Origin of the sequence: Methylobacterium sp. UNC378MF, assembly GCF_900103195.1 — a bacterium.
Lineage (GTDB): Bacteria > Pseudomonadota > Alphaproteobacteria > Rhizobiales > Beijerinckiaceae > Methylobacterium.
Genome location: NZ_FMWU01000002.1, coordinates 188,017 through 212,722, shown reverse-complemented (window position 1 = coordinate 212,722; position 24,706 = coordinate 188,017). Strand labels below are relative to the sequence as shown.

The window sequence follows — 24,706 nt, the reverse complement described above, 5'->3', positions numbered from 1 at the left end:
ATATCCGGCCTCGATCATCCGGCTCGCGCCGCCCTCCACGCGGCGGTGCCGCGAAGCCGGCGCGTCGGCGACGGCTCGGGACGGGGGCGCGGCATGCGCAGCACGGCTCATCGGGCCGCCGGATGGCATCGGCCCAGCGTGACCGCCAGCCGGGTCTCAGCCGGCCAGCGCGACCTCGACCCCGGCCCCGATCGCCAGCAACCGGTGGTCCTGCCCGTGCCGGGCGAGCAGCATCAGCCCCGCCGGCCGGGACAGGCCGGGCATCGGCAGGGACAGGCCGGTGAGGTCGAGGAAGTTGCCGAAGGCGGTGTTGCGCAGCATCAGGCGATTGGCTGCCAGGAAGGCGGCGTCGTCCGCCTCCAGAGGGGCGGTGAGCGGCGCCGTGGTGGCGGTCGCCGGGAGTGCCAGCACGTCGATCGGGGCGAGATGCCGGTCGAAGGCGGCGATCAGCTCGGCCCGGCTGCGCAACGTCCGGATGTAGCGCGCCGCCGTCGCGGTCCGGCCGGCCACGATGCGGCGGTGGACCCGCGGGTCGTAGCGGCCGGCTTCGCCGTCCAGCCAGTCGGCGTGGATCGCCGCGGCCTCGATCGCCGCGAGGGAGCCGTCCGGCAGGGCCGCGTCCATCGCGGTGAGGAGATCGTCGATCGGGTGGTCGACGATTCGGGCGCCGGCCCGGGACAGGCAGGCCAGCGCGCGCTCGAAGGCTTCCGCCACGAGCGGCTCCGTCTCGGTGAACAGCAGGCCCCGCGGCACGCCGATGCGCAGGTCCGCGACGGGGAACGCCTCCAGCGGCACGGGCTCCGCGCCGGCCATCACGGCGTCGGCGGCCGCGCATTCCGCCACCGTCCGGGCGAGGGGCCCGAGTGAATCCAGAGAGAACGACAGCGGGAAGGCCCCCTCCAGGGGCACGCGGCGGGCGGTGGGCTTGAAGCCCACGACGCCGTTCAGCGAGGCCGGGATCCGGACGGAGCCGCCCGTATCCGACCCGATCGCGACGTCGCTCGTCCCCTGCCCCACCGAGACCCCGGCTCCCGAGGATGAGCCGCCGGGGATGCGCGCCGGATCGGCGGCGTTGCCGGGGGTGCCGTAATGCGGGTTGAGGCCGAGACCCGAGAAGGCGAATTCGGACATGTTGGTCTTGGCCAGGATCACCGCGCCGGCCCGGCGCAGGCGGGCGACCACCGGGGCATCGGCCCGCGCCGGCGCTGCGTCCGCCAGCAGGATCGAGCCGGCGCGCGTCGTCTCGCCCGCCACGTCGAACAGGTCCTTGATCGAGACGATGGCGCCGTCGAGGGGGCCGAGGGAGATGCCGTCCCGGCGGCGCGCATCCGCGGCGTCCGCCGCCGCGCGCGCCTCGGCCGGGTAGAGCCGGGTGAAGACCGCCGGGTCTCCCTCGGCGATGCGGGCCAGCCGCGCCTCGACGGTCTCGCGTATGCTCATGATCCTCACCGCGTCATGGTCCGGGCCGCCCATGCAAGCGCAAGGCCCGGCGGGCCGGTCCGCGTCAGAACGTGCCGGGATAGGCGCCGCCATCCATCAGCAGGTTCTGGCCGGTGATGAATCCCGCCTGCCGGCTGCACAGGAATGCGCAGGCGGCGCCGAACTCGTCGGGCTGGCCGAAGCGGCCGGCCGGGTTGTCGCGGGCCCGGGCCTCCAGAAACGCCTCAACCGAGGTGCCGGCCTTGGCGGCGCCGGCTTCGGCGTTGCTGCGGATCCGGTCGGTGTCGAAGGGGCCCGGCAGCAGGTTGTTGATCGTCACGTTGTGCCGCACGGTTTTCCGGGCGAGCCCGGCCACGAAGCCGGTCAGCCCCGAGCGGGCGCCGTTCGACAGGCCGAGATGCTCGATCGGCGCCTTCACGGCGGCGGAGGTGATGTTGACGATCCGGCCGAACTTGCGGGCGATCATCCCGTCGACGGTCGCCTTGATGAGCGCGATCGGCGCCAGCATGTTGGCGTCGAGCGCCCGGATCCAGGCGTCGCGGTCCCAGTCGCGGAAATCGCCGGGGGGCGGGCCGCCGGCATTGTTGACCAGGATGTCGGGTTCGGGGCAGGCGGCCAGTGCGGCGACCCGGCCGGCCTCGGTGGCGATATCACCCACGACCAGGGTCACCGCGGCGCCGGTCTCACGGCGGATCTCCGCGGCGGTCCGCTCCAGCGTCTCGGCGGTGCGGGCCGTGATGGTCACCGCGACGCCTTCGCGGGCAAGGGCCAGGGCGCAGCCCTTGCCCAGGCCCTTGCTCGACGCGCAGACGAGCGCCCGCCGTCCGCTCAAGCCGAGATCCATGGAAAGCCTCCGTGAGCCGGCCCTCGCCGCGAGGGCGTCCGTTGCGTCATAGCGCGCCGGGCGCCTCCCCCGAAAGCGGTCCGGGACAGGGTGTCGAGCCTCTCGGGCCGTTCTCCGCCGACAGGGCGGACGGTCCGGCCGAGGGCGCCCCTGAGCATGGCCTGGCAAGGCCCGCGCGTCGTTCCCGAACGCGTCCCGAGGGGACGCTCGGCCGGCTCCCGGCGCTCACCAAGTGCGCAGGTCGCGGGCGCTGGGCACGTCCGGATGCTCCTCCCGCTCCGGAGCGACGAACCCGGCCCACAACAGAGCCACCGCCCCGGTGAGGAGCGGAAGGGACGTGCTGAGGACGAGGCTGAGGGTCACGGCGATCCTGCCAGGCGGACGGTGTCGAGGCGACGAGATCAGGTTTCTTTGGCTTGAGAGTTGTTTTCGTTGGATTAAGGCGAGAGCTCGTAATTGCACAAGCCGTGGCAAAATCTGCAGGACGTGCACCACACGGGGCGCGGCCGGCCCGGCTCGCGGCGGCCGGCGCTCTTCATCGGAGTCTTACACGGTTGTCCTAGGGCGGCGCACCGTGGATCGGTTGCGGGAGACTGACCGGATGCCCGCGCGCTACTGTATCAACCCGCGCGATCTCCAGGCCGAGCAGGACGTCGTCGTGACCGACAGCGAGGCGCGCCCGCTCCCCGAGATCATACCGGTCGACGGCGGCGGGCGCGATCTGCTGCCGGACCTGTCCGAGGCCTGCATCCGGATCCTGCAGCTGGAGATCGCGGTGTATCACGGCCGCACCGGGCCCTATGCCGGGGCGCAGCACGCGGTCGACGTCATGGCTCCGCCGGCCCCGGCGTAGCCCGGCGGACATTCGGGCGCCGTTGCGAGCCGGCTCAGGGCTGATCCGCCGCCCGAGACAGGGCGCCGAACTCGTTGACCATGCATTCGTGCATCCGGCGCAGCCACGCCCGCGCTTCCACCCTCTGGGCCTCGGCCCGTTCGGCCCGCTCGGCCGCCGCGCGGGCCTGCGCCTCGGCCTGCTCGGCCCGCGCGAGCGCCGCCTGCAGGAGCGCTTCGGCGTGGCGGGCCCGCTCCTCCGCGGCGCGGCGCGCCGTCTCGGCCGCGCGCACGGAACTCTGCGCCTCCCGGACGGAATCGCGGGCGTCGGCCTGCAGGGCGCGCACCCGCGCCGCGACGCCGCGCACGGCGGACAGGGAAGCCGACCAGTCGTCCTCGTCCGCGGGCGCTGCGGGAGCGGCCGAAGCGGCGCCGGAGAACAGCGCCACGACCCGGTCGATCGGCGCGACATGGTCCTCATGCGGCCCGACCGGATGAGCCAAGGGATGGGCCAAGGGGTGGGGCTCCGTCATCTCGGCCCGCGCGCGGGCAGCGCCGCTCATGCCGCAGCCTGCTCGGTGAGGTCCGAGAACTCGGACAGGATCGCCTGCTGGACACGGTCCAGCCATTCCTCGGCCTGCCGGGCACGGTCCTCGGCGGCACGGGCGCGCGCCTCGGCGGCCTTGGCGCGCTCTTCGGCAGCGATGATCTGCGCCTCGGCGCGCAGCTGGGCTTCGCGCGCCTGCATCTCGGCCATCCGGGCGCGCTCGTTGGAGGCATGGATCTCCTCCCGGACCTGATCCAGCACCTGCTCGATGCGCGCCTCCCGCTCGCGGGCCTGGGCCTCAATCACGCGCGCCTGGCGGGCGGCAGCCTGCACCCGGTGGATGAGCGCGTCCCAATCCTGCGGCGCGGCCGAGGGCTTCGGACATTCGGCCCGTGGGTGCATCGACGCGACGACGCGCAGGACGTTGCCGAGATCGGGTTCGGCCGCGGCGCCGACGCTGCGCTTGGTCCTGTCTGCGGGCCGAAACCGAGGATCGTTCAGAAGCCTCTGCAGCTCGCTCACGGATCCCCTGCTCCCTGTCGATAGAATTCTGATCCGACTAAACTGTTTATAATAGTTAACAAAAGCTTAATCCCACTGCGGGCGGATATTGGGTTATTAACGCCGCGGGCGGCCTGCGCCGGGCCGGGCACAGCTAGGTCGATCGATGGGCCTTCCGTAGCCGGGCCCACGCGGCCGGGACGCTGCCGGATGTGTTGTTTGATACGGAAATCGCGCCCGGAATGAACTGGAATTCAGCGCGTCGTTAAGGGTTGAAACACTCGGTTCTTCAGGAGATCGCGATGGCCGAGAACCGCTCGGAAGAGCCCTGGAGGCCGGCCTTCAAGACCGGGCAGATCTTCTTTGGGGATCCGCAGGAATGCTGTGATTGTCTCATTTGGGAACTCAGGACCTCCGGTGCGCGGATCGAAGTTCAGCCGGAGGCGATGCCGCCGCGCGCTGTCCGGCTGATCTCGATAGCCCTGTTCCTGAACCAGCCCTGCGAAGTCGTAGCGCGCGATGGCCGGAAGATGGAGCTGAGATTCTCCTCCTGTACGGAGCGCGCGCCGCCACGGCCGCGATGACGGGCGTCGCGGCGCCCGCGTGGCTCGCTCGACCCAGCACGGCCCGTGCTCGTCCGCACGCAATCCCGTCCGCGGCAGCCATAAGTGTCGACCATCATCTCAAGGCACCCGAGGAGGTGCGCCATGACCGCCCCGCAAGTCATCGCAACGATCTTCTTCCTGATCTCGGTCGGTTCGGCGACGGCGCTGGCCCTCATGGCGGCCGCCTCGGCCGCGCTGGACGCGGCGGCGATGACCTGTGACCGCCTGCGGCCGGACGGACGGCGGGACCGGATGGGCCGCGTCCGGGATGCCGCTTGTCGGCTGCGCCGCGCGGCCCTCGACCGGGCCGCGATACCGTAGCGGCTTCGGTCTCCACCGACGCCGCGACAGGGTGGACGAGCGGAGTCGCTCGGCCGACTGGATCCCAGAGGCCATTGGCGGCACAGCGGCGCTATCCTCGCGGATCGCCCCGCCGAAGGGGACGCTCGCGCCCGGCTGCACCGTCGTGGCGAGGAACTCGTCCTCGGTCGGTGGCAGGAGGAGCTTCGGGGCAGGGATGCATCAAAAGTCGCTCCGCCTGGCAACTTGTGGTTCAAGCTATCGTTATGTGCTCGCCAGGAGCGCCCGATGCCCATCGTTCTCGTCGTCCCGGTCGCGCTGATCGCGCTGCTCGCCGTGGGGGCGTTTGCCCTCCGAGACGCCGAGGGACACGCGGCGGAGTTGCGAGAGGCCCTGTTTCTGCTGCTGGTGCTCGCGGTCGTATCGGCCAGCATCGGGCTGATGACGCTCCGCCCCGGTGACAGCTCGGGCGATGTCTTGCACAGGACGGCCGGCAGCGTTTCCGCTTGATCGTGGGAACCCCTCAAGTTGAATGCATCGGCAAAACGGGTTGATCATCGATTCCATGGTCTGATCCTCCGCGAGGAGGTCCGAACCATGACGATCACCACCTCGATCAACACCGTTGGACCCTTGGCGGCGACAGGGATGATCCAATCGGCGCAAGCCGATGCCGCGCTCGAACATCGCAAGGGCCTCCAGACCGTCACGATGGAGGTGCCCGAGCCTGCGCGTGCCGGCATCGCGACGCAGGCCGATGGCCAGGCGCGCCTCGCTCCGCAGAAGCGTGTGGTCGACATCAGCGTCTGAGATCGACTTGGCCCTACACTGCTCCGCGGCCTCGGTGGCGGGGAGGCCTGCTGGTCCCGGCAAACCTCCTGCGCTGGTGGCCGATGTTGCTGGTCCGGGCAGGTCATGAGACCGGTGCGGGGTGTAGCCGGCCACAGGCGGGTGACCTAGGTCTGAGGGCTATCCTGCGAGAGACCGACCATGGCCTTCCCCGATCCGAATGAACCGAGCGCGACGTCCATCAACGACCTGGAACTGGTCAATACCCTGATCGAGAGCAAAGAGGCCGGCGAGCCGGTTGACGCCGACATTCTGGCGCTCCTGACCGACATGGAGCGGCTGGGGCTAACCGATACCGATGCCTATGCGGCGCTGGACGCCTATCGGCCCGGGCCAGCAGTCGGTGCGACCGGCGGCGATGACGAGGTCGAGGCTGAATCTTAAAGTCTGCCGCATACCCGATCACTTGCACGGCCATTGCGGTCTTGGTCGCTCGTACTGGTCCGTCCGTCCATCCGGACGGACGAGGAGACAGCCGCGTTTCGTGCCGTCGCTCGCCTCACCATGCTGAACGGAAGAGGCGAGCATCATGCCGTCCCCGCACAGCCTTGAGCCAAAGCTGATGGCGGAACAGGCGCAGCGGCAGAGCATCCCAGTAATTCGGATTTCAGTCGCAACAAACAAAACATCGTCGTGTAAATCGAGCCTCTTACCCCTTCATCGGTGCTCCGAATACGCCGGGCGAGATGGAGGATACCATGGTCAGTGGCTTTGCCGCCGTGAACCGGGCCGCACCGCGCGACGTTCTGGCTCATGAATGCAGCGGTCACAGGTCCCGGCGGTGGAAGATATTTTGCGGGCTGACGTGCCTCTGGCTCGCATCTCTCGGGACCGTGAGCACGGTGGCGGCGTGGCAAGATCCCGCCGCGCACCGAATTGCCGTGACGGGCGAAGCGCCCTGCGAGCGGGGCGGCCTGACGCAGCCCCCGCACGACGCGCTCGATCTCCTCGCCTTCCGACAGCTCGCCGGTCACTAGGTGGGGCAGGCGATGAATGCGATGCTGCTCGGCCTCTTCCCGCTGCTGGCGATCCTGACTCGGCGCGCTGGTTACGTTTTGGTGGAGCGCGCATGGCGTCAGCGCGCACCCGCCCGTCCTATCGGGGCGGCGCTGCTCTGCGTTGGCTTCAGCCTTGCCGTCATCGCAGCTCTGGCTTGGGCTATGCCGCAGCCAGGCCAGAACGGGTCCGATGCGCCGCTGAGGCGCATCGTTCCGGACGGTCCGGCTTCGCTCGCGGAACCGGCCGGCGCTGAGAGGCTCGTGCGCAGGCCGCGAGCCCTTCACCGCTCGTCAGGGTGAAGGGCCGATCACCCTGTCCGCGAACCCCGGAAATGGACGTGGCTGCCGCCTCGTCTGATCATTGTCCTATGTTAAATTTCTGCCTGCGGAGAGACCTGCATTCCGGCTGCGGAGTTGTGTCTAAATCTGTATTTACAATCCTATATCGAGAGTTTATAGAATTCGATCTCTGGGGAGCGTGTTTTGTAGAGAGCACGCCATGACTGAAACGATGCCGAGTGCGGATGAAGTCGCGACGCGCCTGGCCTTTGGCCTAATGCGAAGCGCATATCTCGATCTCGCGCAGACGCTGCGCGGCATCGAAGACGACGCCGCTCGCGAATTGCTGCACGCGGTCGAGAACCGTATCAATTACAGGCTTGGATCCTCTGCGGAGGATGGCCCGGACGGATCCGTGCAAAGAACCGTGCTTGCTGCTGCGGCTGGGCAGGTCCGCGCTGTGCTTCGCGAAGCCCAGGAAAATTGAAGCGGTCGTGCGGCTGTGCCGGACGACGAGCGAGCGGGCGCTCTGGAGAAGCGCTGGCGGCTGTCCTGGCGGCGGAGTTGGATCGAACGCTGCCGTGCCCTCCCGAAGTCAAGTTGTGGGACCGGGCCGAAAGGGTGAGGACCCTGAAGCGGTGCCGCCGCGGAGCGCCACCGCTTCAGGGTCCGGTGCCGTTCGCCGATCGCAGGGCGATCGGTCGCCAGGCGCGTGTATGCGCAGACCGCGCTCGACCGGGAATGCCGGCGCGGCGAGCGCGCTGGCGGATGGCTCGGGGCGGCCGGGCACCTCGAGGCGAGGGAGCGTTCGGCATGCGCGCCAGCTATGCCGCCTGCCACCCCTTTGCCCGAGCCGCTGTTCGTAGGACTTCTTTGGCCGGTTCGTATTTGCGGAGGAGGCGCTGACAGGTCTCTTCCGGGAGGAGGGCCAGCCGCTCGGGATCACTGTTGTCTTCGAGGTCGGCAAGTTTGACGAGGATGCCTCGAAGGGTTCCGACCTTCGCGATATTGCTGATCCAGGCCGCGTAGGTGACCGTCCCGCCCGGCTTCGTCAGCATGGCAACGGAGGTCAGCACGTTGTCGCTAAAGCCTTCTTTGGCTAGGCCAGCAAAGCCGAAGCTCGTGTCCTCAACAACATCGTGCAGCCACGCGGCTTGCACCGCCTCATCCAGTTCCTCGTCCGACCAGAACGGGCACCCCTCGGATAGCCTGAGGACGCCAGCGGCCACCCGCGCCAAGTGCTCCAGATAGGGCCTGCCCACCTTATCCGTCTGCCCTGCATGGACGATGGCGGCGACTTTCTGCGCGTCGGCTGCTGTGCGGCGGAGCGGAGGCAGGATCACTCGGTCATCCCTTCATCGGATGCGCCAGCAGGATCCCGGTCCGGACCACGCTGCGCTTCCACGCCGGCTTGTCCGAACTCCGCGCCTCGGCCGCGCGGGCGGCCAGCACCGGGTCGACCGCGGCGTCGATCTCCTGATCGGCGATCTCGGCAGCCGTGCCGGGTTCGAGGACGGTTAGGGCGGTGGCCACGCGAACCTGCCGATGAGGTCCGCCGAACCCGATTCAGGTTGGCTGAACCTGAGAGAACTGAGCCAATGACCATTTCCGGTCCGAAAACCATCCAACCTCCGTAGGTTAGATGGTGGGCGCGACAGGGATCGAACCTGTGACCCCTACCATGTCAAGGTAGTGCTCTCCCGCTGAGCTACGCGCCCGGGCCGGAGCCGTGCAGCTCCGGTGGGCGGGGCCTATAGCGGCTGCCCGGCGACGGCGCAAGCGGAACCTGCATGGCGGGAGGGATCGAGCGCATCCGGCGGGAGCGCGTGCCGATCGGATCGCACCGGGATCCGATCGGATCCGCTGTTCTCGATCAAGGGTTTAAGGACGGAAATACCGGGCCGGTCGGATCAATCGGCGCGGATCCGGCACCAGGCCGAAGCCGCCCTGGTGCACGCCGACGGAAAAATGCGCTATGGCCCTGCCGCTCGGCATCCGGCCGCGCCGCCACACAGGGCGGACATAGGGCGCCGGCATGCCGCCGCCTCACGCTTCAGGACATGCGCTACTTCATCGACCACGATCAGGGCGATTCGATCCGCGGCTGGATCGTGCCGGACAATCCCCTCGCCATCAGCCGGGTCGTGGTCGCGGTCGACGGACGGCGCGTGGCCGAGGTCCCGGCCAGCGTCATCGACGAGGCCTTCAAGCGCAACGGCTGGCACGCCACCGGGCAATGCACCTTCGTGGTCACGGAGGCCGAGGTGCCGGGGCTGTCCGAGATCCCGCGGCTCGAACTCTACGACGCCGACACCAACGTGCTGGTCTACCGCCGCATGCCGGCCGAGGGTCAGGTCCGGCTGCGGACCATGCTGATCAACACCGGCATCGAGCCCGAGACGGTGCTCCAGACGGCGCTCTTCCCGTATTTCCAGCACTGCTATTTCGGCATCCACAAGCTGCCGGACGAGATCCTGAGCTGCGTGCTGGCCGGCCCGGCCGCCCCCTCGGCCTTCCTGTCGGGTGCCGTGACGATCCCGCGCTACGAGAACTTCATGACGCCGGACCTGATGGTCACGGCCATCCTGCTCCAGGACCCGCAGATCGAGATGGCGACCCGGATGCGCTGGCTGAAGGCCCGGACGGCGGATGCCGCCGATCCCGCGCGCAGCTGGCGCCTGGGTCCCCTGACCGAGGCCGCCGCCTTCGCGGAGGGGTACGACTTTTCCGACGTGAAGAGCCTCAAGCGCTTCTTCCGCATGCTGCCCGAATCCGCCTACCGGCTGCTCTACAACCCGCTGACCCGCCAGCTCGGCACCCGCATGCCGGACGACCGGCTCCATCCGGGCAACTCGATCGCCGCAATCGAGATTCTCGCCCGGGTCGGGATCGTCGGCCACAAGACCCGCTTCCCCGCTTTCGCGTCGACGCTGTTCGATCGCCTCGGGATCAGCACGCCGATCCCGGCCCTGCCCCCGGTGCCGGCCGAGACGCTGGCGCTGGCCGAGCGCCTGAAGAGCGTCAAGGCGGTCGAGGACATGATCGTGTTCGATGTGGCCATGTCGGATGCCGTGAAGGCCTCGGTCGACAAGAGCTGGAGTTGATGGTGCGTGCGACCGGGCCGGCGGTGCCCGAATTCCGCCTCCCGACGGCGCAGGTCACGGGGCTCTGGGGCAAGCGGCGCCCCCTCGCGGCGCGGGCGGGCTCCGACGGGCTGCGCGTCGCGCTGCCGGATCTCGCGGGCCGCTGGGTCGAGATCATCCTGTCCAACGATCCGGCCGAGGCCCGCGACACCCTGCCCGACATCAGCTTCGTCGGCCCCGACGGGCGCCCGGGCACGCTGCTGCCCCAGGAGGCCCGGGGGGGCGGCGCCTTCGCGTGGATCGGCTGCCTGCCCCAGGACGTGGTCGAGCTGCGCGTCGCCGATCCGGCGGGGCGCGTCCCGGTCCGGCTGCGCCGGATCGCCGTGCGCCGCCTCGCCCGGCCGGTCCTGGCCGCCCGCGGCCTCCTGCGCGAGCCCGGCCTGACGATGCAGGCGCTCACCTGGCGGATCCTCGGCAAGAAGGTGCGGGCGCGGGGCTTCCTCGGCCGGGCGCTGCGCCACCGGCGCGTGAGCGGCTACGAGGCTTGGCTCGGCACCCACACGCTGCGCCGCGCCGAGCGGGACGGCATCGCCGCCGAGATCGCCGCCTGGGCCGATCCGCCCCTGATCTCCGTGCTGATGCCGGTCCACAATCCCGACCCGAAGGTGCTGCGGGCGGCCCTGGCGTCGCTGCGATCGCAGCTCTACCCGCACTGGGAATTGTGCGCCGTCGACGACGCCTCCACGCGCTCCGAGATCCCGCGGATCCTGAGCCGGGCGGCCGAGGCCGACCCGCGCATCCGCGTCCTCACCCGGTCGGAGAACGGCCACATCGCCCGGGCGACCAACGACGCGCTGGGCATGGCCCGGGGCGCGGTCTGCGCCTTCATGGATCACGATGACGCGCTCACCGAGGACGCCCTGTACGAGGTCGCCCGGGCGCTGCGCCGCGATCCAGACCTCGTGCTGATCTACAGCGACGAGGACAAGATCGACGGGCGCGGCCGCCGGTTCGACCCCCACTTCAAGTCCTGCTTCGACCGCGAGCTGCTCTACGCGCAGAACTACATCAACCATCTCACGGTCGTGCGCACCGAGGCCTTGCGCGCCGTCGGCGGCCTGCGTCCGGGTTTCGAGGGCAGCCAGGACCACGACCTGCTGCTGCGGCTGACCGACGGGCTCGACCCCGCCCGCATCCGCCACATCCCGCGGGTGCTCTATCACTGGCGCGCCGCGCAGGGCTCCGGCACCTTTTCCGACCGGTCGCTCGCCCGGGCGGAGGCCGCGCGCCTGCAGGCCCTGGAGGAGGTCGTGGCGCCCTGGGGCGGCCGGGCGGAGCGCGGTCCCGGGGGCTTCAACCGCCTGATCCGGCCGCTGCCGGCACCGCCGCCGCGGGTCTCCGCGATCATCCCGACCCGGGACCGGGCCGAGATCCTGTCGGTGACCCTCGACGGGCTTCTCGGCGCGACCGATTACCCCGACATCGAGGTGATCATCGTCGACAACGACAGCCGCGAGCCCGAGACCGCCGCGCTGTTCGCCCGCTACCGGGACGATCCGCGGGTGCGCGTCGTGCCGGTGCCGGGAGCGTTCAACTTCTCGGATTTGTCGAACCGCGGCGCCGCCGCGGCCACCGGCGCGGTGCTGCTGTTCCTCAACAACGACATCGAGGTGCTCGAGCCCGGCTGGCTCGCCGAGCTGGTGCGCCACGCGGTGCGCCCGGAGATCGGTGCCGTCGGGGCCAAGCTCCTCTATCCGGACCACACGATCCAGCACGGCGGCATCGTCCTCGGGATCGGGGGCGTGGCCGGCCACAGCCATCTCGGCGTCGCGGATGCCGATCCGGGCTATTTCTGCCGGATGGTCATCGCCCACGAGGTCTCGGCGGTCACCGGCGCGTGCCTGGCCATGCGGGCGGATGTCTTCGCGCAGGTCGGCGGTTTCGACGCGCAGGCCCTGAAGGTCGCCTTCAACGACGTCGATCTCTGCCTGAAGATCCGCCAGGCCGGCTACCGGATCGTCTGGACGCCCTTCGCCAAATTGATTCACCACGAGTCGAAGAGCCGCGGGGCCGAGGACACGCCGGAGAAGCAGAAGCGCTTCGAGGGCGAGGTGCTGACCATGCTCGACCGCTGGGGCCCGGAGCTGCGCGCCGACCCCTATTACAACATCAACCTGTCACGGAATTCGGCGCATTACCGCGTGTGAGCGGTCCTCGCCCCGTTGTGCCGCCGGTGGCCACGACCGCGCGGTGCTATGCATGCGTCAGTGGGTGAACTTGCGTCGGGAGCCGGTTGCGATACCTCTGGACATGCCGCAAGAGGCAGTTCCGGCCAAGGCGTCCCGACGGGCGCGCGGCGAGGGCGACAATCAGAGATGAGTGCGAACACCCCTACGGTCACGGGCCTGGAGCGCGACGCCCAGCAGGCGATGGGAGACCACAAGGTCCATCCCAACGAGATCGCCATCGGCGTGGTGATCGGTCGCGCCTCCGAATACTTCGACTTCTTCGTGTTCGGCATCGCCTGCGTGCTGGTCTTCCCGAAGGTCTTCTTCCCCTTCGTCGACCCGCTGAAGGGCACGCTCTACGCCTTCTCGATCTTCGCCCTCGCCTTCATCGCCCGGCCGGTCGGCACCGTGCTGTTCATGGCGATCGACCGGCGCCACGGCCGCAGCGTCAAGCTGACCACGGCCCTGTTCCTGCTCGGCGGTTCGACCGCGGCGGTAAGCTTCCTGCCGCGCTACGACAGCATCGGCATCTCGGCGGTCTACATCCTGGCCGGCCTGCGGATCCTGCAGGGCCTGGCGCTGGGCGGCGCCTGGGACGGCCTCGCCTCGCTGCTCGCCATGAACGCCCCGCGCGAGCGCCGCGGCTGGTACGCGATGATCCCGCAGCTCGGCGCGCCGCTGGGCTTCATGGTGGCGAGCGCGCTGTTCGCGTTCTTCCTCGTCAACCTCGACGAGGCCGACTTCATCGACTGGGGCTGGCGCTTCCCATTCTACTGCGCCTTCACCATCAACGTGGTCGCCCTGTTCGCCCGGCTGCGTCTCGTCGCCACCGACGAGTTCGCCCGGATGATGGACCTCGACCGGCTGCGTCCGGTCCCGGCGCTGGAGCTGTTCCGTCACCACGCGGGCGACGTGGTCCGCGGCGCCTTCGTGCCGCTCGCCGCCTTCGCGCTGTTCCATCTCGTGACGATCTTCCCGATCGCGTGGCTGGCGCTGAACAGCACCACCCGCTCGCCGGGCGAGTTCCTGATCGTGCAATTCTCGGGTGCTATCGTCTGCGCCGGCGCGGTCGCGGCCTCCGGGCTGATCGCCGACCAGATCGGCCGCCGCAACTGCCTGATCATGAGCTCTTCGCTGATCGGCTTCTTCGCCGTCGGCAGCATCATCGCGCCGCTCCTGTTCGGCGAGAGCGCCATCGGCCAGACCATCTACGTCACGATCGGCTTCATGCTGCTCGGCCTCGCCTACGGCCAGACCGCGGGTGCGGTGAGCGCCCGCCTCGGCAACCGCTACCGCTACACCGGTGCCGCGCTCACCTCCGACTTCGCGTGGCTGCTCGGCGCCGGCTTCGCACCGCTCGTGGCCCTGTTCCTCTCGCAGCGCTACGGCTTGGCGATGATCGGCGTGTACCTCCTGTCGGGCGCGGTCTGCAGCTTGGTGGCCCTGTTCACCGACCGCTCGGAAATGCGTCAGATGTAGCCGGTCCGGCCGGCGGCGCAGGCCGCCGGCCACCCGTTGGCTGACAGGAACGCCGCCTCGCGCGGCACGGCAGAAGCGCCGCGGCAGCGGCATGGGATAACGAGACGCGTGCTGTGACCTCTAAGACCCATCGACCGGACAGGACCGACACCGCGACGCGCCGAGGCGGCCGCGGGCGGCGCCTCCTGCCGCTCCTGACCCTGCCGCTCCTGACCCTGCTCGGCGGCTGCAACTTCGTGGTCCTGCATCCGGCCGGATACGTGGCCGAGCAGCAGCGCAACCTCGTGCTGGCGGCTACCGGGCTGATGCTCCTGATCATCGTCCCGGTGATCGCCTTCACGCTGATCTTCGCGTGGCGCTACCGCGCCACCAACGAGGACGCGGTCTACGATCCCGAATGGCACCATTCGACGCAGCTCGAGGTGCTGATCTGGACGGCGCCGCTGATGATCATCATCGCGCTCGGCGCGCTGACCTGGATCGGGACCCACACCCTCGATCCGTTCCGGCCGCTCAGCAAGATCGACCCGAAGCGCGACGTTCCGGCCGGCACCGTGCCGCTGGAGGTCGAGGCGATCGCCATGGATTGGAAGTGGCTGTTCCTCTACCCGCAATACGGGATCGCCACGGTCAACGAACTGGCCGCGCCGGTGGACCGGCCGATCCGCTTCAAGATCACCGCCACCGACGTGATGAACACGTTCTACGTGCCCACGCTCGCCGGCATGGTCTACGCGATGCCGGGCATGCAGACCCAGCTCCACGCGGTGGTCAACCGCGCGGGCGCCTACGAGGGCCGCTCGGCGCATTACAGCGGCGCCGGCTTCTCCAACATGGTCTTCAAGTTCCACGGCCTGACCAACGAGAGCTTCGACCAGTGGATCGCCAAGGCCAAGGCCCAGGGCGGCGAGCTGACCCAGGAGGCCTATCTGAAGCTGGAGGAGCCGAGCGAGGCGGAGCCGGCGCGGCTCTACAAGTCCTACATGAAGGGCCTGTACGACCGGATCATCGGCATGTGTCCCCGACCCGACCAGATGTGCGTCGGCGAGATGGTGAAGATCGACGCGCAGGGCGGTGCCTCGGGCGCGGAGGCCGCCGAGAACTACAAGCGGCTCCAGTACGATAACCGCCTCGCCGAGCGCGGCGTCGAGGGACCGGGCGCCACGGCGCCGGCCTCGGAGACCGCCCCGCACGGCCAGACTCAGCCTCAGGGCATGCAGCCGCGGCCCGACATGGGCAACCCGGACGTCCGGGAACAGAAGGCGCCCGATAGCCAGGGCAAGGGTTCCGGCGAGGGCCAGAGCGAGGGCGGCCAGATCGCCCCGAAGCAGCTGAACCAATGATCAAGCAGCAGAACCAATGATTCCGCGCGTCACGACAGCGGACTCCACACACATGACCGGCGGTCGCCGTCGAACCCACTGAACGGGCCGATCCCATGTTCGCAAACCTGGACCTCCAGCAGCTGCTCTTCGGTCGATTTACGATCGAGCAGATCCCCTACCATGAGCCGATCCTGCAGGCGACCTTCGCCGGCGTGGCCGTCGTCGGCCTCACCGTCCTCGGCGTCATCACCTATTACCGCTTCTGGGGGCCGATGTGGCGTGACTGGATCACGTCGATCGACCACAAGAAGATCGGCATCATGTACTGCATCTTCGCGGGCGTGATGCTGCTGCGCGGCTTCGCCGACGCGATCCTGATGCGCTCGCAGCAGGCGGTGGCGTTCGGCCAGGAACAGGGCTTCCTGCCGCCGCACCACTACGACCAGATCTTCACCGCCCACGGCATGATCATGATCTTCTTCGTGGCGATGCCGTTCGTCACGGGGCTCATGAACTTCGCGGTGCCGCTGCAGATCGGTGCCCGCGACGTCGCCTTCCCGTTCCTCAACAACTTCAGCTTCTGGATGACTGTCGCCGGCGGCATGCTGGTGATGGTCTCGCTGTTCGTCGGCGAGTTCTCCCGCGCCACCTGGCTCGCCTACCCGCCCCTCTCCGGGGCGGCGATGAGCCCGGGCGTGGGCGTCGACTACTACATCTGGGCCCTGCAGATCGCCGGCATCGGGACGCTGCTCTCAGGGATCAACCTGATCGCCACCATCGTGAAGATGCGGGCGCCCGGCATGACCATGATGAAGCTGCCGATCTTCGTCTGGTCGTCGCTCTGCACCAACATCCTGATCGTGGCCGCCTTCCCGATCCTCACGGCCGTTCTCGCGATGCTGTCGCTCGACCGCTACGTCGGCACGCATTTCTTCACGAACGACCTCGGCGGCAACGCCATGCTGTACTTCAACCTGATCTGGATCTGGGGTCACCCGGAGGTCTACATCCTGATCCTGCCGGCCTTCGGCGTGTTCTCGGAGATCACCTCGACCTTCTGCGGCAAGCGCCTGTTCGGCTACACCTCGATGGTCTACGCGCTGGTGGTCATCACCATCCTCGCCTACCTCGTGTGGCTGCACCACTTCTTCACCATGGGCTCGGGCGCGGACGTGAACTCGTTCTTCGGGATCACGACCATGATCATCTCGATCCCGACGGGTGCGAAGATCTTCAACTGGATGTTCACCATGTACCGCGGCCGGATCCGGTTCGAGGTGCCGATGCTGTGGGTGGTGGCGTTCATCGTCACCTTCGTGATCGGCGGCATGACCGGCGTCCTCCTGGCGGTGCCCCCGGCCGACTTCGTGCTGCACAATTCGCTGTTCCTGATCGCGCACTTCCACAACGTGATCATCGGCGGCGTGCTGTTCGGCATGTTCGCCGGCGTGACCTTCTGGTTCCCCAAGGCCTTCGGGTTCAAGCTCGACGAGTTCTGGGGGAAGATGGCCCTCGTGTTCTGGGTGACCGGGTTCTACGTCGCCTTCATGCCGCTCTACGTGCTCGGCCTGATGGGCGTGACCCGGCGCATGCAGCATTTCGACGACCCGTCGCTGCAGATCTGGTTCGTGATCGCCGCCATCGGCGCGGCGCTCATCGCCTGCGGCATCGCCTCGCAGATCATCATGTTCGTGGTCTCGATCCGGAACCGCGACAAGCTGCGCGACCTCAGCGGCGATCCGTGGGGCGGCCGGACCCTGGAATGGTCCACCTCCTCGCCGCCGCCGGACTACAACTTCGCCTTCACGCCGGTGGTCCACGATTCCGACGCGTGGTGGGACATGAAGAACCGCGGCTTCGACCGTCCGCTCAAGGGCTACCGGCCGATCCACATGCCCAAGAACACCGCGGCCGGCGCGATCCTGGCGGCCCTGAACTTCACCTTCGGCATCGCCATGGTGTGGTACGTCTGGTGGCTGGCAGCGCTCAGCTTCGTGGCGATCTTCGTCGTCGCGATCGCTCACACCTTTAATTACAATCGCGACTACTACATTCCCGCCGACGTCGTCAGTCGGACGGAAGGTCAGCGGACGCGCGAACTGGAGATGGCGTGATCCGATGATGCACGCGGAGACTGCACCCCCCGGCGCCGCGGCGCCGGTCTTCTACCAGACCGACGAGGAGGGCCATCATTCCGAGGGCTCGACCATGCTCGGGTTCTGGCTCTACCTGATGAGCGACTGCCTCATCTTCGCGACCCTGTTCGCGACCTACGGGGTGCTCGGGCGCAGCTACGCGGCCGGACCCACCCCGAAGGAGCTGTTCGACCTGCCGGGCATCGCGGTGAACACCGCCATGCTGCTGTTCTCGTCCATCACCTACGGCTTCGCCATGCTGGAGATGGACCGGAACCGGGTGAAGCAGACACAGATCTGGCTGGCGGTGACCGGGCTGTTCGGCGTGGCCTTCGTGGCCCTGGAGATCCGGGAGTTCGTCCACCTGTTTCACGAGGGCGCGCCGCCCTGGCGCAGCGCGTTCCTGTCGTCGTTCTACACCCTGGTCGGGACCCACGGCCTGCACGTCTCGATGGGCATCCTGTGGCTCGTCGTGCTGATGGTGCAGGTGAGCAAGCGCGGCCTGATCGTCGAGAACAAGCGCCGGCTGATGTGCCTGTCGATGTTCTGGCACTTCCTCGACCTGATCTGGATCGGCGTATTCACCGTCGTCTACCTGATGGGAGTGCTCGAATGAGCGCCGACGCACACCGCCTCACCGGCCACGGTCAGGACACGCACGATTCGCACGCCCACAGCGAGGGCGGGCACGGCACCTTCCAGAGCTACATGACGGGCTTCGTCCTGTCGGTGATCCTGACGGTGATCCCGTTCTGGCTGGTGATGGGCAACGTTCTCGACAACAGCCTCGTCACCACGCTCGTCATCCTGGCGCTCGGCGGCGTCCAGATGGTCGTGCACGTCATCTACTTCCTGCACATGAGCACGAAGTCGGAGGGCGGCTGGACCTTCATGGCGCTGATCTTCACCATCACGCTGGTGGTGATCATGCTCGCCGGCTCGGTGTGGGTGATGTACCACCTCAACCACAACATGATGCCGATGGATGCCCACGACGTCATGAACAACGCCCGCTGAGCGCGCGTCCGGAGATGAGGCCCGCGGGGTCGGGAGGGGGGGCTGATCCGGGCTCGGCCCCCTCCCCGGCCCCGCTCTCGTTGCTGCGGCGCGCCGTGTTCGGCATCGGCGCGGGAATCGTCTTCCTGGTGCTGCTGGGGCTCGGGACCTGGCAGGTGGAACGGCGGGCCTGGAAGCTCGACCTGATCGCCCGGGTCGATGCCCGGGTCCACGCCCCGCCCGTGCCGGCTCCCGGCCCCGCTGAGTGGCCCCGCGTCGGCCCCGACGACGCCTACCGGCACGTGACCCTCTCGGGCGCCTTCCTGCACGGTCGCGAGACCCTGGTTCAGGCCGTCACCGAGCGCGGCGGCGGGTTCTGGGTGCTGACGCCCTTGCGGCGCCCGGACGGGACCCTCGTGCTGGTCAACCGCGGCTTCGTGCCCGGTGATCGGCGGGATCCGGCGACCCGCGCGGCCGGGCAGGTGGCGGACGAGACCACGGTCACCGGTCTCCTGCGGCTGACCGAACCCAAGGGCGCCTTCCTGCGCTCGAACGATCCCAAGGACGACCGCTGGTATTCCCGCGACGTGGCGGCGATCGCGGGGGCCCGGGGCCTGACCGACGTCGCCCCCTACTTCGTGGACGCGGACGCGACGCCCAATCCCGGCGGCCTGCCGGTGGGCGGCCTCACGGTGATCGCCTTCCCCAACAACCACCTCGTCTACGCGATCACGTGGTACGGGATGGCGCTGATGCTGGCCGGGACCGTGGTCTACCTCCTGCGGGGCGGCCACGGTCCTAGACCTGCGGGGGAGTAGCCCGCGTGAGGCGCGCGTCTATAATGGCGTGACAAACGCCACAACGAGTCAACGCCATGACCTCCCGCATCCCGAACTTCGCCGAAATCCCGCTCGCCGGCGAATCACTCGCGATCGCGGCCCCGGCACTCGGCGAGCCCTGGATGACGCCGGAGGGCATCCCGGTGAAGGGCCGCTACGGGCCGGAGGACCGGGAGGGCATCGAGTTTCTCGACACCTATCCGGGGATCGCGCCGTTCCTGCGCGGCCCCTACCCGACCATGTACGTCACCCAGCCCTGGACGATCCGGCAATATGCCGGCTTCTCCACGGCGGAGGATTCGAACGCCTTCTACCGCCGCAACCTCGCGGCCGGGCAGAAGGGCCTGTCGGTCGCCTTCGATCTCGCCACCCACCGGGGCTACGATTCCGACCATCCCCGCGTCTCGGGCGATGTCGGCATGGCGGGGGTCGCGATCGACTCGATCTACGACATGCGCACGCTCTTCTCGGGGATTCCCCTCGACGAGATGACCGTGTCGATGACGATGAACGGCGCGGTGCTGCCGATCCTCGCCCTCTACATCGTCGCCGCCGAGGAGCAGGGCGTGCCGCCGCAGAAGCTCGCCGGCACCATTCAAAACGATATTCTCAAAGAATTCATGGTCCGCAACACCTACATCTATCCCCCCAAGGGATCGATGCGGATCATCTCGGACATCTTCGCCTACACGTCGAAGAACATGCCGAAGTTCAACTCGATCTCGATCTCCGGCTACCACATGCAGGAGGCCGGCGCCACGAACGACCTGGAACTCGCCTACACGCTCGCCGACGGCGTCGAGTACATCAAGGCGGGGCTGGCGGCCGGGCTGACCATCGACCAGTTCGCCCCGCGCCTGTCGTTCTTCTGGGCGATCTCGACCAACTTCTTCATGGAGGTCGCCAAGATGCGGGCCGCGCGCCTGATCTGGGCGAAGCTGGTCAAGAGTTTCGATCCGAAGTCGGAGAAGTCGCTGGCCCTGCGCACGCACTCGCAGACCTCGGGCTGGTCGCTCACCGCCCAGGACGTGTTCAACAACGTCACCCGCACCAATATCGAGGCGATGGCGGCGACGCAGGGGGGCACGCAGTCGCTCCACACCAACGCGCTGGACGAGGCGCTGGCCCTGCCCACCGACTTCTCGGCCCGGATCGCCCGCAACACCCAGCTGTTCCTGCAGCAGGAGAGCGGCACCACCCGGATCGTCGATCCCTGGGGCGGCTCCTACTACGTCGAGAAGCTCACCGCCGACATGGTGGCGCGCGCCTGGGAGCATATCCGCGAGGTCGACGGGCTCGGCGGCATGGCCAAGGCGATCGAGGCCGGCATCCCGAAGCTGCGGATCGAGGAGGCCGCCGCCCGCGCCCAGGCGCGGATCGATTCCGGCCGCCAGACCATCGTGGGCGTGAACAAGTTCCGGGCCGACGACGAGATGGCGATCGAGCTGCTGCGGGTCGACAACGGCAATGTCCGCCGCCTGCAGATCGACAAGCTCAAGCGCCTGCGCGCCGAGCGCGACGAGGCCGCCGTGACGGCGCGGCTCGACGCCCTCACGAAAGCCGCCGACGGCGCCGGCAACCTGCTGGAACTCGCCGTCGAGGCGGCCCGCGCCAAGGCGACGGTGGGCGAGATTTCCGAGGCCCTGGAGAAGGCCTGGGGCCGGCACCGCGCCGAGATCCGCTCGATCTCCGGCGTCTACAAGCGCGAGGTGGGGGGCATGTCGCCTGTGGTCGAGGAAGTCCGGGCGCTGGTCGAGGCGTTCGAGGAGAACGACGGCCGCCGGCCACGCATCCTGGTCGCCAAGATGGGCCAGGATGGGCACGACCGCGGCCAGAAGGTGATCGCCTCGGCCTTCGCCGATCTCGGCTTCGACGTGGATATCGGGCCGCTCTTCGCCACCCCGGCGGAGGCCGCCCGGCAGGCGGTGGAGAACGACGTCCACATCGTCGGCGTCTCGTCCCTGGCGGCCGGCCACCTGACCCTGGTGCCGGAGCTGAAGGCGGCGCTCACCGAGCAGGGCCGCGACGACGTGATGATCGCCATCGGCGGCGTCATCCCGCCGGGCGACTACGCGGCGCTGACAGCGGCCGGCGCGGCGGCGATCTTCCCGCCCGGCACGGTGATCGCCGAGGCGGCCGCCAAGCTGATCCGCGCGCTGAACGAGCGGCTGGGCTACGCGGCGCGGCAGGCGGCGGAATAGGGCTCGGCCGCCGGGGCGGCCGGGCTGGCCGCCCCGCCCCGAGCCCACCTGTTCGTGCCGTCATCCTGAGGTGCCGGAGCGGAGGCCTCGCAGGAGGCCTCCAGCCGGCCGCGCGATCCCTGGAGCCCGCCTTCGGGGCCCGCTGGCGCGGGCACCTCAGGATGAGGCAACGGTATGGGAACGGCCGGCCCCCGGGCACGGCCGCTCAGTTCAGCGCCTGCGGGTCCGCCTCCGTGAGGAAGGCCCCGACCTCGTGGAGGAACTGCATGCGGTTCTTCTCCATCATCACCGTGTGGGTGCCCTCCCCCAGCTCGACGAAGCGCTTGTAGGGCGCGTGCGTGAGCTTGGTGAAATACTCCTGCGCCTGATAGCTCGGCAGGTCCGCGTCCCACTCGGCGTGGATGATCAGCACCGGCACGCGGATCTCGCCCGGGTCGTAGAGCGGCTTGCCGGCCGCCCAGTAGGCGTCCTTGTCGGCCACTGTGCCGTTCGGGGCGCGCAGGACCGGCGGCGATTGCTTGGCTCCTGCTGTGTCGGTGGCGAAGGTCGCGTCGGCCCATTGGTCGAACCAGCCCGCCGGGATCAGGTCGGCCTTCTTGTCCTCGGGCACGCCGGTCAGCCAGCGCGCCCGGGCGCTGTCGCGGCTGACGCTGCGATAGGCCCCCACGGGCCCGCCGCCGCCGATCAGGCCGGGCGTGCGCGCCAGCCATTGCGGCGCGTAGAGGACGAGTCGGTTGACCGCCTCGTTGTGGGTGCTGGTGTAGAGGCCCATGGTGGACGTCCCCCAGGACCAGCCCATCAGGTCGATCTTCTCGACGTTGCGCCGCTTCCGGATGAAGTCGACGACCTGCCCCACAACCTTGGCGGCGTCGGGGGTCCGCATCAGCGGCGGGTTGTCGGCCGGCGGCGCGTCCATGGCGGCCGGGCGCCCGGACAGGCCGTAGCCCGGCAGGTCCACGCAATAGACGTCGAAGCCGAGGCCCGCGAGGTAGTCCATGGGCGACATCCCGCCGAGCGGCAGGTCGAAGGCCGTGGAGGATGGGTAGGTGGAGCCGTGCACGTAGAGCAGGATCCGGTCGCCCGGGAACCGGTCGGTCCCGGCCGGGCGCTTGTTGCGGACGTAGATGTCGACGCCGGGCTCGCTCCAGGGCAGGCGGAACTCCTCCGTCGTCAGCCGGCCCGACGGGGCGGCCGCCGGGGCCGGGGTTGCCGCGACCGCCACGCCGGCGGCGAGGGCCCCGACCAGCTGGCGCCGGGCCAAGCCCCTGGTCGGCTCCTTGCCCGGAGGCACTCCGTTCGCATCCGTCTGCGCGCGTCTGTCCGCCATGGTTTCCTCCGATCCGCCTTGCGTGGCGGCTGGGGTAACTCAACCGAGGGCTGTCGGCAGGCGCAACGCCCCGCGGCGCCGCCGGCCGGACAGGCGGCGGATTCCGTCGCCTGATCCGGCGAAACCGCGTGAAAAAAGCCCGCCCCTGTCGCCCGGGCTGGTGACGCCGCGCCTCCGCACGGGCATGGAGGCGCAAGATTCCGGGAGACGCCCGTCCATGACGACTCCAACCACCGTCGCCACCACGCCCTTCCCCGACCAGAAGCCGGGCACCTCCGGCCTGCGCAAGAAGGTGCCGGTGTTCCGGCAGCCGAACTACGTCGAGAACTTCGTCCAGGCGATCTTCGACACCCTGCCCGACAAGGCGGGCGCGACCCTGGTGCTGGGCGGCGACGGCCGGTTCCTCAACCGCGAGGTGGTGCAGAAGACGCTGCGCCTCGCGGCCGGCAACGGCTTCGGCCGGGTTCTCGTCGGGCAAGGCGGCCTGCTGTCGACGCCGGCCGCCTCCTGCGTGATCCGGAAGGCCCAGGCGCTCGGCGGCATCGTGCTGTCGGCGAGCCACAACCCGGGCGGGCCGGAGGGCGATTTCGGCATCAAGTTCAACGCCGCCAACGGCGGCCCGGCGCCGGAATCCCTCACCGACGCGATCTTCGCGCGGGCCAAGGCGCTGACGGAATACCGCTTCGTCGAAGCCCCGGACCTCGACCTCGACCGGCTCGGTGACACCCGCCTCGGCGCCATGACGGTCACGGTGATCGACCCGGTGGCCGACTACGCCGCGCTGATGCGCACGCTCATCGATTTCGACGCCGTGTCGCGCCTGTTCGCCTCCGGCTTCCGCATGCGCTTCGACGCCATGAGCGCGGTGACCGGCCCCTATGCCACCGCGATCCTCGAAGGGATGCTCGGCGCGCCGGCCGGCACGGTCGTCAACGCGGTCCCGAAGGAGGATTTCGGCGGCCACCACCCGGACCCGAACCCGGTGCATTGCCACGACCTGTTCGACCTGATGCAGGGGCCCGACGCGCCGGATTTCGGCGCCGCCTCCGACGGCGACGGCGACCGCAACATGATCGTCGCCCCGGGCCTGTTCGTGACGCCGAGCGACAGCCTCGCGCTGCTCGCCGCCCACGCCCACCGGGCGCCGGGCTACGCGGGCGGCCTGTCGGGCGTCGCCCGCTCCATGCCCACGAGCCGCGCCGCCGACCGGGTCGCGGCCGCGCTGGGCATCAAGGCCTACGAGACGCCCACCGGCTGGAAGTTCTTTGGCAACCTGCTGGATGCTGGCCTCATCACCCTGTGCGGCGAGGAGAGCGCCGGCACCGGCTCGAACCATGTGCGCGAGAAGGACGGGCTCTGGGCGGTGCTGCTCTGGCTCAACATCCTGGCCGCCACCGGCGAGCGCGCCGACGCGCTGGTGCGGGCGCATTGGCGGACCTACGGCCGCGACTACTACGCCCGGCACGACTATGAGGAAGTGGATTCGGACGGCGCCAACGGCCTGATGGACGCGCTGCGCGAGAAGCTCGCCGGGCTGCCGGGCACGCGGATCGGCGATCTCACGGTGTCGACCGCCGACGAGTTCGCCTACCGCGATCCGGTGGACGGCTCGCTGACCGAGCGCCAGGGCATCCGGATCGGCTTCGCCGAGGATGCGCGGGCGGTGTTCCGCCTCTCGGGGACCGGCACCGCCGGGGCGACGCTGCGGGTCTACCTGGAGCGTTACGAGAACGCGCCGGACCGCCTCGACCTGCCGGTGGCCGAGGTGCTGGCGCCGGTGGCGGCGGCGGCCCGCGCGATCGCCGAGATCGAGCCCCGCACCGGCCGGGCCGAGCCGAGCGTGGTGACCTGAGGGGAGCCGGGAGACCGGGCTTTCACCGTGGGCCGGGGGGACACGCC

At 69.3% G+C, this 24,706-nt stretch carries 25 protein-coding genes and 1 tRNA gene; 17 read left to right on the top strand and 9 right to left on the bottom strand.

Translation table 11 applies throughout. From position 1 onward, the window contains the following. Positions 1-156: 156 nt before the first annotated feature. The 3 genes from BLT59_RS02880 to BLT59_RS31110 form a co-directional block, all read right to left on the bottom strand. Positions 157-1,440, bottom strand: coding sequence for an amidase (locus BLT59_RS02880; RefSeq protein WP_091776556.1), 1,284 nt, complete (start codon positions 1,438-1,440; stop codon positions 157-159). Between the two features lie 64 nt (positions 1,441-1,504). Continuing rightward, positions 1,505-2,284, bottom strand: a complete 780-nt coding sequence (locus BLT59_RS02875) for an SDR family oxidoreductase (RefSeq protein ID WP_091776302.1) — start codon at positions 2,282-2,284, stop codon at positions 1,505-1,507. Between the two features lie 225 nt (positions 2,285-2,509). After that, positions 2,510-2,647, bottom strand: coding sequence for a hypothetical protein (locus BLT59_RS31110; protein WP_175543912.1), 138 nt, complete (start codon positions 2,645-2,647; stop codon positions 2,510-2,512). A 238-nt stretch (positions 2,648-2,885) separates the two neighbouring features. Between BLT59_RS31110 and BLT59_RS02870 the strand changes: the two genes are divergently transcribed. Then, the gene (locus tag BLT59_RS02870) at positions 2,886-3,137 is read left to right on the top strand and encodes a hypothetical protein (protein ID WP_091776299.1); all 252 of its coding nucleotides are present in this window, start codon (positions 2,886-2,888) and stop codon (positions 3,135-3,137) included. A gap of 34 nt (positions 3,138-3,171) precedes the next feature. Here the strand turns inward: BLT59_RS02870 and BLT59_RS02865 are convergent, their stop codons facing one another. Beyond that, positions 3,172-3,678: a hypothetical protein gene (locus BLT59_RS02865; protein WP_091776296.1), complete on the bottom strand. Its 507-nt coding sequence runs from the start codon at positions 3,676-3,678 to the stop codon at positions 3,172-3,174. Beyond that, positions 3,675-4,184: a hypothetical protein gene (locus BLT59_RS02860; RefSeq protein ID WP_091776293.1), complete on the bottom strand. Its 510-nt coding sequence runs from the start codon at positions 4,182-4,184 to the stop codon at positions 3,675-3,677. Before BLT59_RS02860 ends, BLT59_RS02865 begins: the two co-directional genes overlap by 4 nt. Before the next feature lie 281 nt (positions 4,185-4,465). Between BLT59_RS02860 and BLT59_RS02855 the strand changes: the two genes are divergently transcribed. The 6 genes from BLT59_RS02855 (at position 4,466) to BLT59_RS02820 (ending at position 7,681) form a co-directional block, all read left to right on the top strand. Then, positions 4,466-4,747 carry a hypothetical protein gene (locus BLT59_RS02855; RefSeq protein WP_091776291.1) on the top strand — a complete coding sequence of 94 codons (282 nt, stop codon included), beginning with the start codon at positions 4,466-4,468 and terminating at the stop codon, positions 4,745-4,747. 123 nt (positions 4,748-4,870) lie between these two features. After that, on the top strand, positions 4,871-5,089 hold the full coding sequence (locus BLT59_RS02850; protein WP_091776288.1) for a hypothetical protein: 219 nt from the start codon (positions 4,871-4,873) through the stop codon (positions 5,087-5,089). A gap of 267 nt (positions 5,090-5,356) precedes the next feature. Next, positions 5,357-5,578 carry a hypothetical protein gene (locus BLT59_RS02845; RefSeq protein WP_091776285.1) on the top strand — a complete coding sequence of 74 codons (222 nt, stop codon included), beginning with the start codon at positions 5,357-5,359 and terminating at the stop codon, positions 5,576-5,578. An 87-nt stretch (positions 5,579-5,665) separates the two neighbouring features. Continuing rightward, entirely contained in the window at positions 5,666-5,878 is a 213-nt protein-coding gene (locus BLT59_RS02840; RefSeq protein WP_091776282.1) for a hypothetical protein, read from the top strand. A gap of 180 nt (positions 5,879-6,058) precedes the next feature. Further along, a complete protein-coding gene (locus BLT59_RS02835) occupies positions 6,059-6,301 on the top strand; it encodes a hypothetical protein (protein ID WP_091776278.1) in 243 nt (80 codons plus the stop codon). 1,113 nt (positions 6,302-7,414) lie between these two features. Beyond that, on the top strand, positions 7,415-7,681 hold the full coding sequence (locus tag BLT59_RS02820; protein WP_091776269.1) for a hypothetical protein: 267 nt from the start codon (positions 7,415-7,417) through the stop codon (positions 7,679-7,681). Positions 7,682-8,018: 337 nt separating this feature from the next. On the opposite strand, the gene BLT59_RS02815 is transcribed toward BLT59_RS02820, so the two are convergent. The 3 genes from BLT59_RS02815 to BLT59_RS02805 all read right to left on the bottom strand — a co-directional run bounded on the left by BLT59_RS02815 (position 8,019) and on the right by BLT59_RS02805 (position 8,912). After that, positions 8,019-8,537: an HD domain-containing protein gene (locus tag BLT59_RS02815; protein ID WP_091776265.1), complete on the bottom strand. Its 519-nt coding sequence runs from the start codon at positions 8,535-8,537 to the stop codon at positions 8,019-8,021. Positions 8,538-8,541: 4 nt separating this feature from the next. Continuing rightward, positions 8,542-8,727, bottom strand: coding sequence for a hypothetical protein (locus BLT59_RS02810; protein WP_091776262.1), 186 nt, complete (start codon positions 8,725-8,727; stop codon positions 8,542-8,544). Between the two features lie 110 nt (positions 8,728-8,837). Then, positions 8,838-8,912 (bottom strand) — tRNA-Val (locus BLT59_RS02805). A 342-nt stretch (positions 8,913-9,254) separates the two neighbouring features. On the opposite strand from BLT59_RS02805, the gene BLT59_RS02800 reads away from it, so the two are divergent. The 9 genes from BLT59_RS02800 to scpA all read left to right on the top strand — a co-directional run bounded on the left by BLT59_RS02800 (position 9,255) and on the right by scpA (position 21,480). Continuing rightward, a complete protein-coding gene (locus BLT59_RS02800; RefSeq protein ID WP_091776259.1) occupies positions 9,255-10,298 on the top strand; it encodes a hypothetical protein in 1,044 nt (347 codons plus the stop codon). Beyond that, the gene (locus BLT59_RS02795) at positions 10,298-12,484 is read left to right on the top strand and encodes a glycosyltransferase family 2 protein (protein ID WP_091776256.1); all 2,187 of its coding nucleotides are present in this window, start codon (positions 10,298-10,300) and stop codon (positions 12,482-12,484) included. The genes BLT59_RS02800 and BLT59_RS02795 overlap by 1 nt, the downstream gene beginning before the upstream one ends. 168 nt (positions 12,485-12,652) lie before the next feature. Beyond that, positions 12,653-13,984: an MFS transporter gene (locus tag BLT59_RS02790; RefSeq protein WP_091776253.1), complete on the top strand. Its 1,332-nt coding sequence runs from the start codon at positions 12,653-12,655 to the stop codon at positions 13,982-13,984. A gap of 113 nt (positions 13,985-14,097) precedes the next feature. Continuing rightward, positions 14,098-15,327 (top strand): ubiquinol oxidase subunit II, encoded by a 1,230-nt coding sequence (gene cyoA, locus BLT59_RS02785; protein WP_091776250.1) that lies wholly within the window; start codon positions 14,098-14,100, stop codon positions 15,325-15,327. A gap of 95 nt (positions 15,328-15,422) precedes the next feature. Further along, on the top strand, positions 15,423-17,423 hold the full coding sequence (gene cyoB, locus BLT59_RS02780) for a cytochrome o ubiquinol oxidase subunit I (RefSeq protein WP_091776246.1): 2,001 nt from the start codon (positions 15,423-15,425) through the stop codon (positions 17,421-17,423). 4 nt (positions 17,424-17,427) lie between these two features. Further along, complete coding sequence (cyoC, locus tag BLT59_RS02775) at positions 17,428-18,060, top strand: cytochrome o ubiquinol oxidase subunit III (RefSeq protein ID WP_091776242.1); 633 nt, start codon at positions 17,428-17,430, stop codon at positions 18,058-18,060. After that, positions 18,057-18,461, top strand: a complete 405-nt coding sequence (gene cyoD / locus BLT59_RS02770; protein ID WP_091776240.1) for a cytochrome o ubiquinol oxidase subunit IV — start codon at positions 18,057-18,059, stop codon at positions 18,459-18,461. The genes cyoC and cyoD overlap by 4 nt, the downstream gene beginning before the upstream one ends. A gap of 80 nt (positions 18,462-18,541) precedes the next feature. Then, positions 18,542-19,258 carry an SURF1 family protein gene (locus tag BLT59_RS02765; protein WP_091776237.1) on the top strand — a complete coding sequence of 239 codons (717 nt, stop codon included), beginning with the start codon at positions 18,542-18,544 and terminating at the stop codon, positions 19,256-19,258. 56 nt (positions 19,259-19,314) lie between these two features. Beyond that, the gene (scpA, locus tag BLT59_RS02760; RefSeq protein WP_091776234.1) at positions 19,315-21,480 is read left to right on the top strand and encodes a methylmalonyl-CoA mutase; all 2,166 of its coding nucleotides are present in this window, start codon (positions 19,315-19,317) and stop codon (positions 21,478-21,480) included. Between the two features lie 205 nt (positions 21,481-21,685). Here the strand turns inward: scpA and BLT59_RS02755 are convergent, their stop codons facing one another. Further along, a complete protein-coding gene (locus BLT59_RS02755) occupies positions 21,686-22,807 on the bottom strand; it encodes an alpha/beta hydrolase (protein WP_091776231.1) in 1,122 nt (373 codons plus the stop codon). Between the two features lie 217 nt (positions 22,808-23,024). Here BLT59_RS02755 and BLT59_RS02750 point away from each other — a divergent pair, with 217 nt between their 5' ends. Then, on the top strand, positions 23,025-24,659 hold the full coding sequence (locus BLT59_RS02750; RefSeq protein ID WP_091776228.1) for an alpha-D-glucose phosphate-specific phosphoglucomutase: 1,635 nt from the start codon (positions 23,025-23,027) through the stop codon (positions 24,657-24,659). Positions 24,660-24,706 lie beyond the last annotated feature (47 nt).

Excerpts from the sequence above, each read along its gene's own strand:
- BLT59_RS02750 (WP_091776228.1), top strand. The coding sequence starts at position 23,025 with ATGACGACTCCAACCACCGTCGCCACCACGCCCTTCCCCGACCAGAAG.
- BLT59_RS02840 (WP_091776282.1), top strand. The coding sequence starts at position 5,666 with ATGACGATCACCACCTCGATCAACACCGTTGGACCCTTGGCGGCGACA.
- BLT59_RS02820 (WP_091776269.1), top strand. The coding sequence starts at position 7,415 with ATGACTGAAACGATGCCGAGTGCGGATGAAGTCGCGACGCGCCTGGCC.
- BLT59_RS02865 (WP_091776296.1), bottom strand. The coding sequence starts at position 3,678 with ATGAGCGGCGCTGCCCGCGCGCGGGCCGAGATGACGGAGCCCCACCCC.
- BLT59_RS02880 (WP_091776556.1), bottom strand. The coding sequence starts at position 1,440 with ATGAGCATACGCGAGACCGTCGAGGCGCGGCTGGCCCGCATCGCCGAG.
- BLT59_RS02800 (WP_091776259.1), top strand. The coding sequence starts at position 9,255 with ATGCGCTACTTCATCGACCACGATCAGGGCGATTCGATCCGCGGCTGG.
- BLT59_RS02855 (WP_091776291.1), top strand. The coding sequence starts at position 4,466 with ATGGCCGAGAACCGCTCGGAAGAGCCCTGGAGGCCGGCCTTCAAGACC.
- cyoD (WP_091776240.1), top strand. The coding sequence starts at position 18,057 with ATGAGCGCCGACGCACACCGCCTCACCGGCCACGGTCAGGACACGCAC.
- BLT59_RS02850 (WP_091776288.1), top strand. The coding sequence starts at position 4,871 with ATGACCGCCCCGCAAGTCATCGCAACGATCTTCTTCCTGATCTCGGTC.
- BLT59_RS02835 (WP_091776278.1), top strand. The coding sequence starts at position 6,059 with ATGGCCTTCCCCGATCCGAATGAACCGAGCGCGACGTCCATCAACGAC.
- BLT59_RS02795 (WP_091776256.1), top strand. The coding sequence starts at position 10,298 with ATGGTGCGTGCGACCGGGCCGGCGGTGCCCGAATTCCGCCTCCCGACG.
- BLT59_RS02755 (WP_091776231.1), bottom strand. The coding sequence starts at position 22,807 with ATGGCGGACAGACGCGCGCAGACGGATGCGAACGGAGTGCCTCCGGGC.
- cyoB (WP_091776246.1), top strand. The coding sequence starts at position 15,423 with ATGTTCGCAAACCTGGACCTCCAGCAGCTGCTCTTCGGTCGATTTACG.
- BLT59_RS02875 (WP_091776302.1), bottom strand. The coding sequence starts at position 2,284 with ATGGATCTCGGCTTGAGCGGACGGCGGGCGCTCGTCTGCGCGTCGAGC.
- BLT59_RS02845 (WP_091776285.1), top strand. The coding sequence starts at position 5,357 with ATGCCCATCGTTCTCGTCGTCCCGGTCGCGCTGATCGCGCTGCTCGCC.
- BLT59_RS02790 (WP_091776253.1), top strand. The coding sequence starts at position 12,653 with ATGAGTGCGAACACCCCTACGGTCACGGGCCTGGAGCGCGACGCCCAG.
- cyoC (WP_091776242.1), top strand. The coding sequence starts at position 17,428 with ATGATGCACGCGGAGACTGCACCCCCCGGCGCCGCGGCGCCGGTCTTC.
- scpA (WP_091776234.1), top strand. The coding sequence starts at position 19,315 with ATGACCTCCCGCATCCCGAACTTCGCCGAAATCCCGCTCGCCGGCGAA.
- BLT59_RS02870 (WP_091776299.1), top strand. The coding sequence starts at position 2,886 with ATGCCCGCGCGCTACTGTATCAACCCGCGCGATCTCCAGGCCGAGCAG.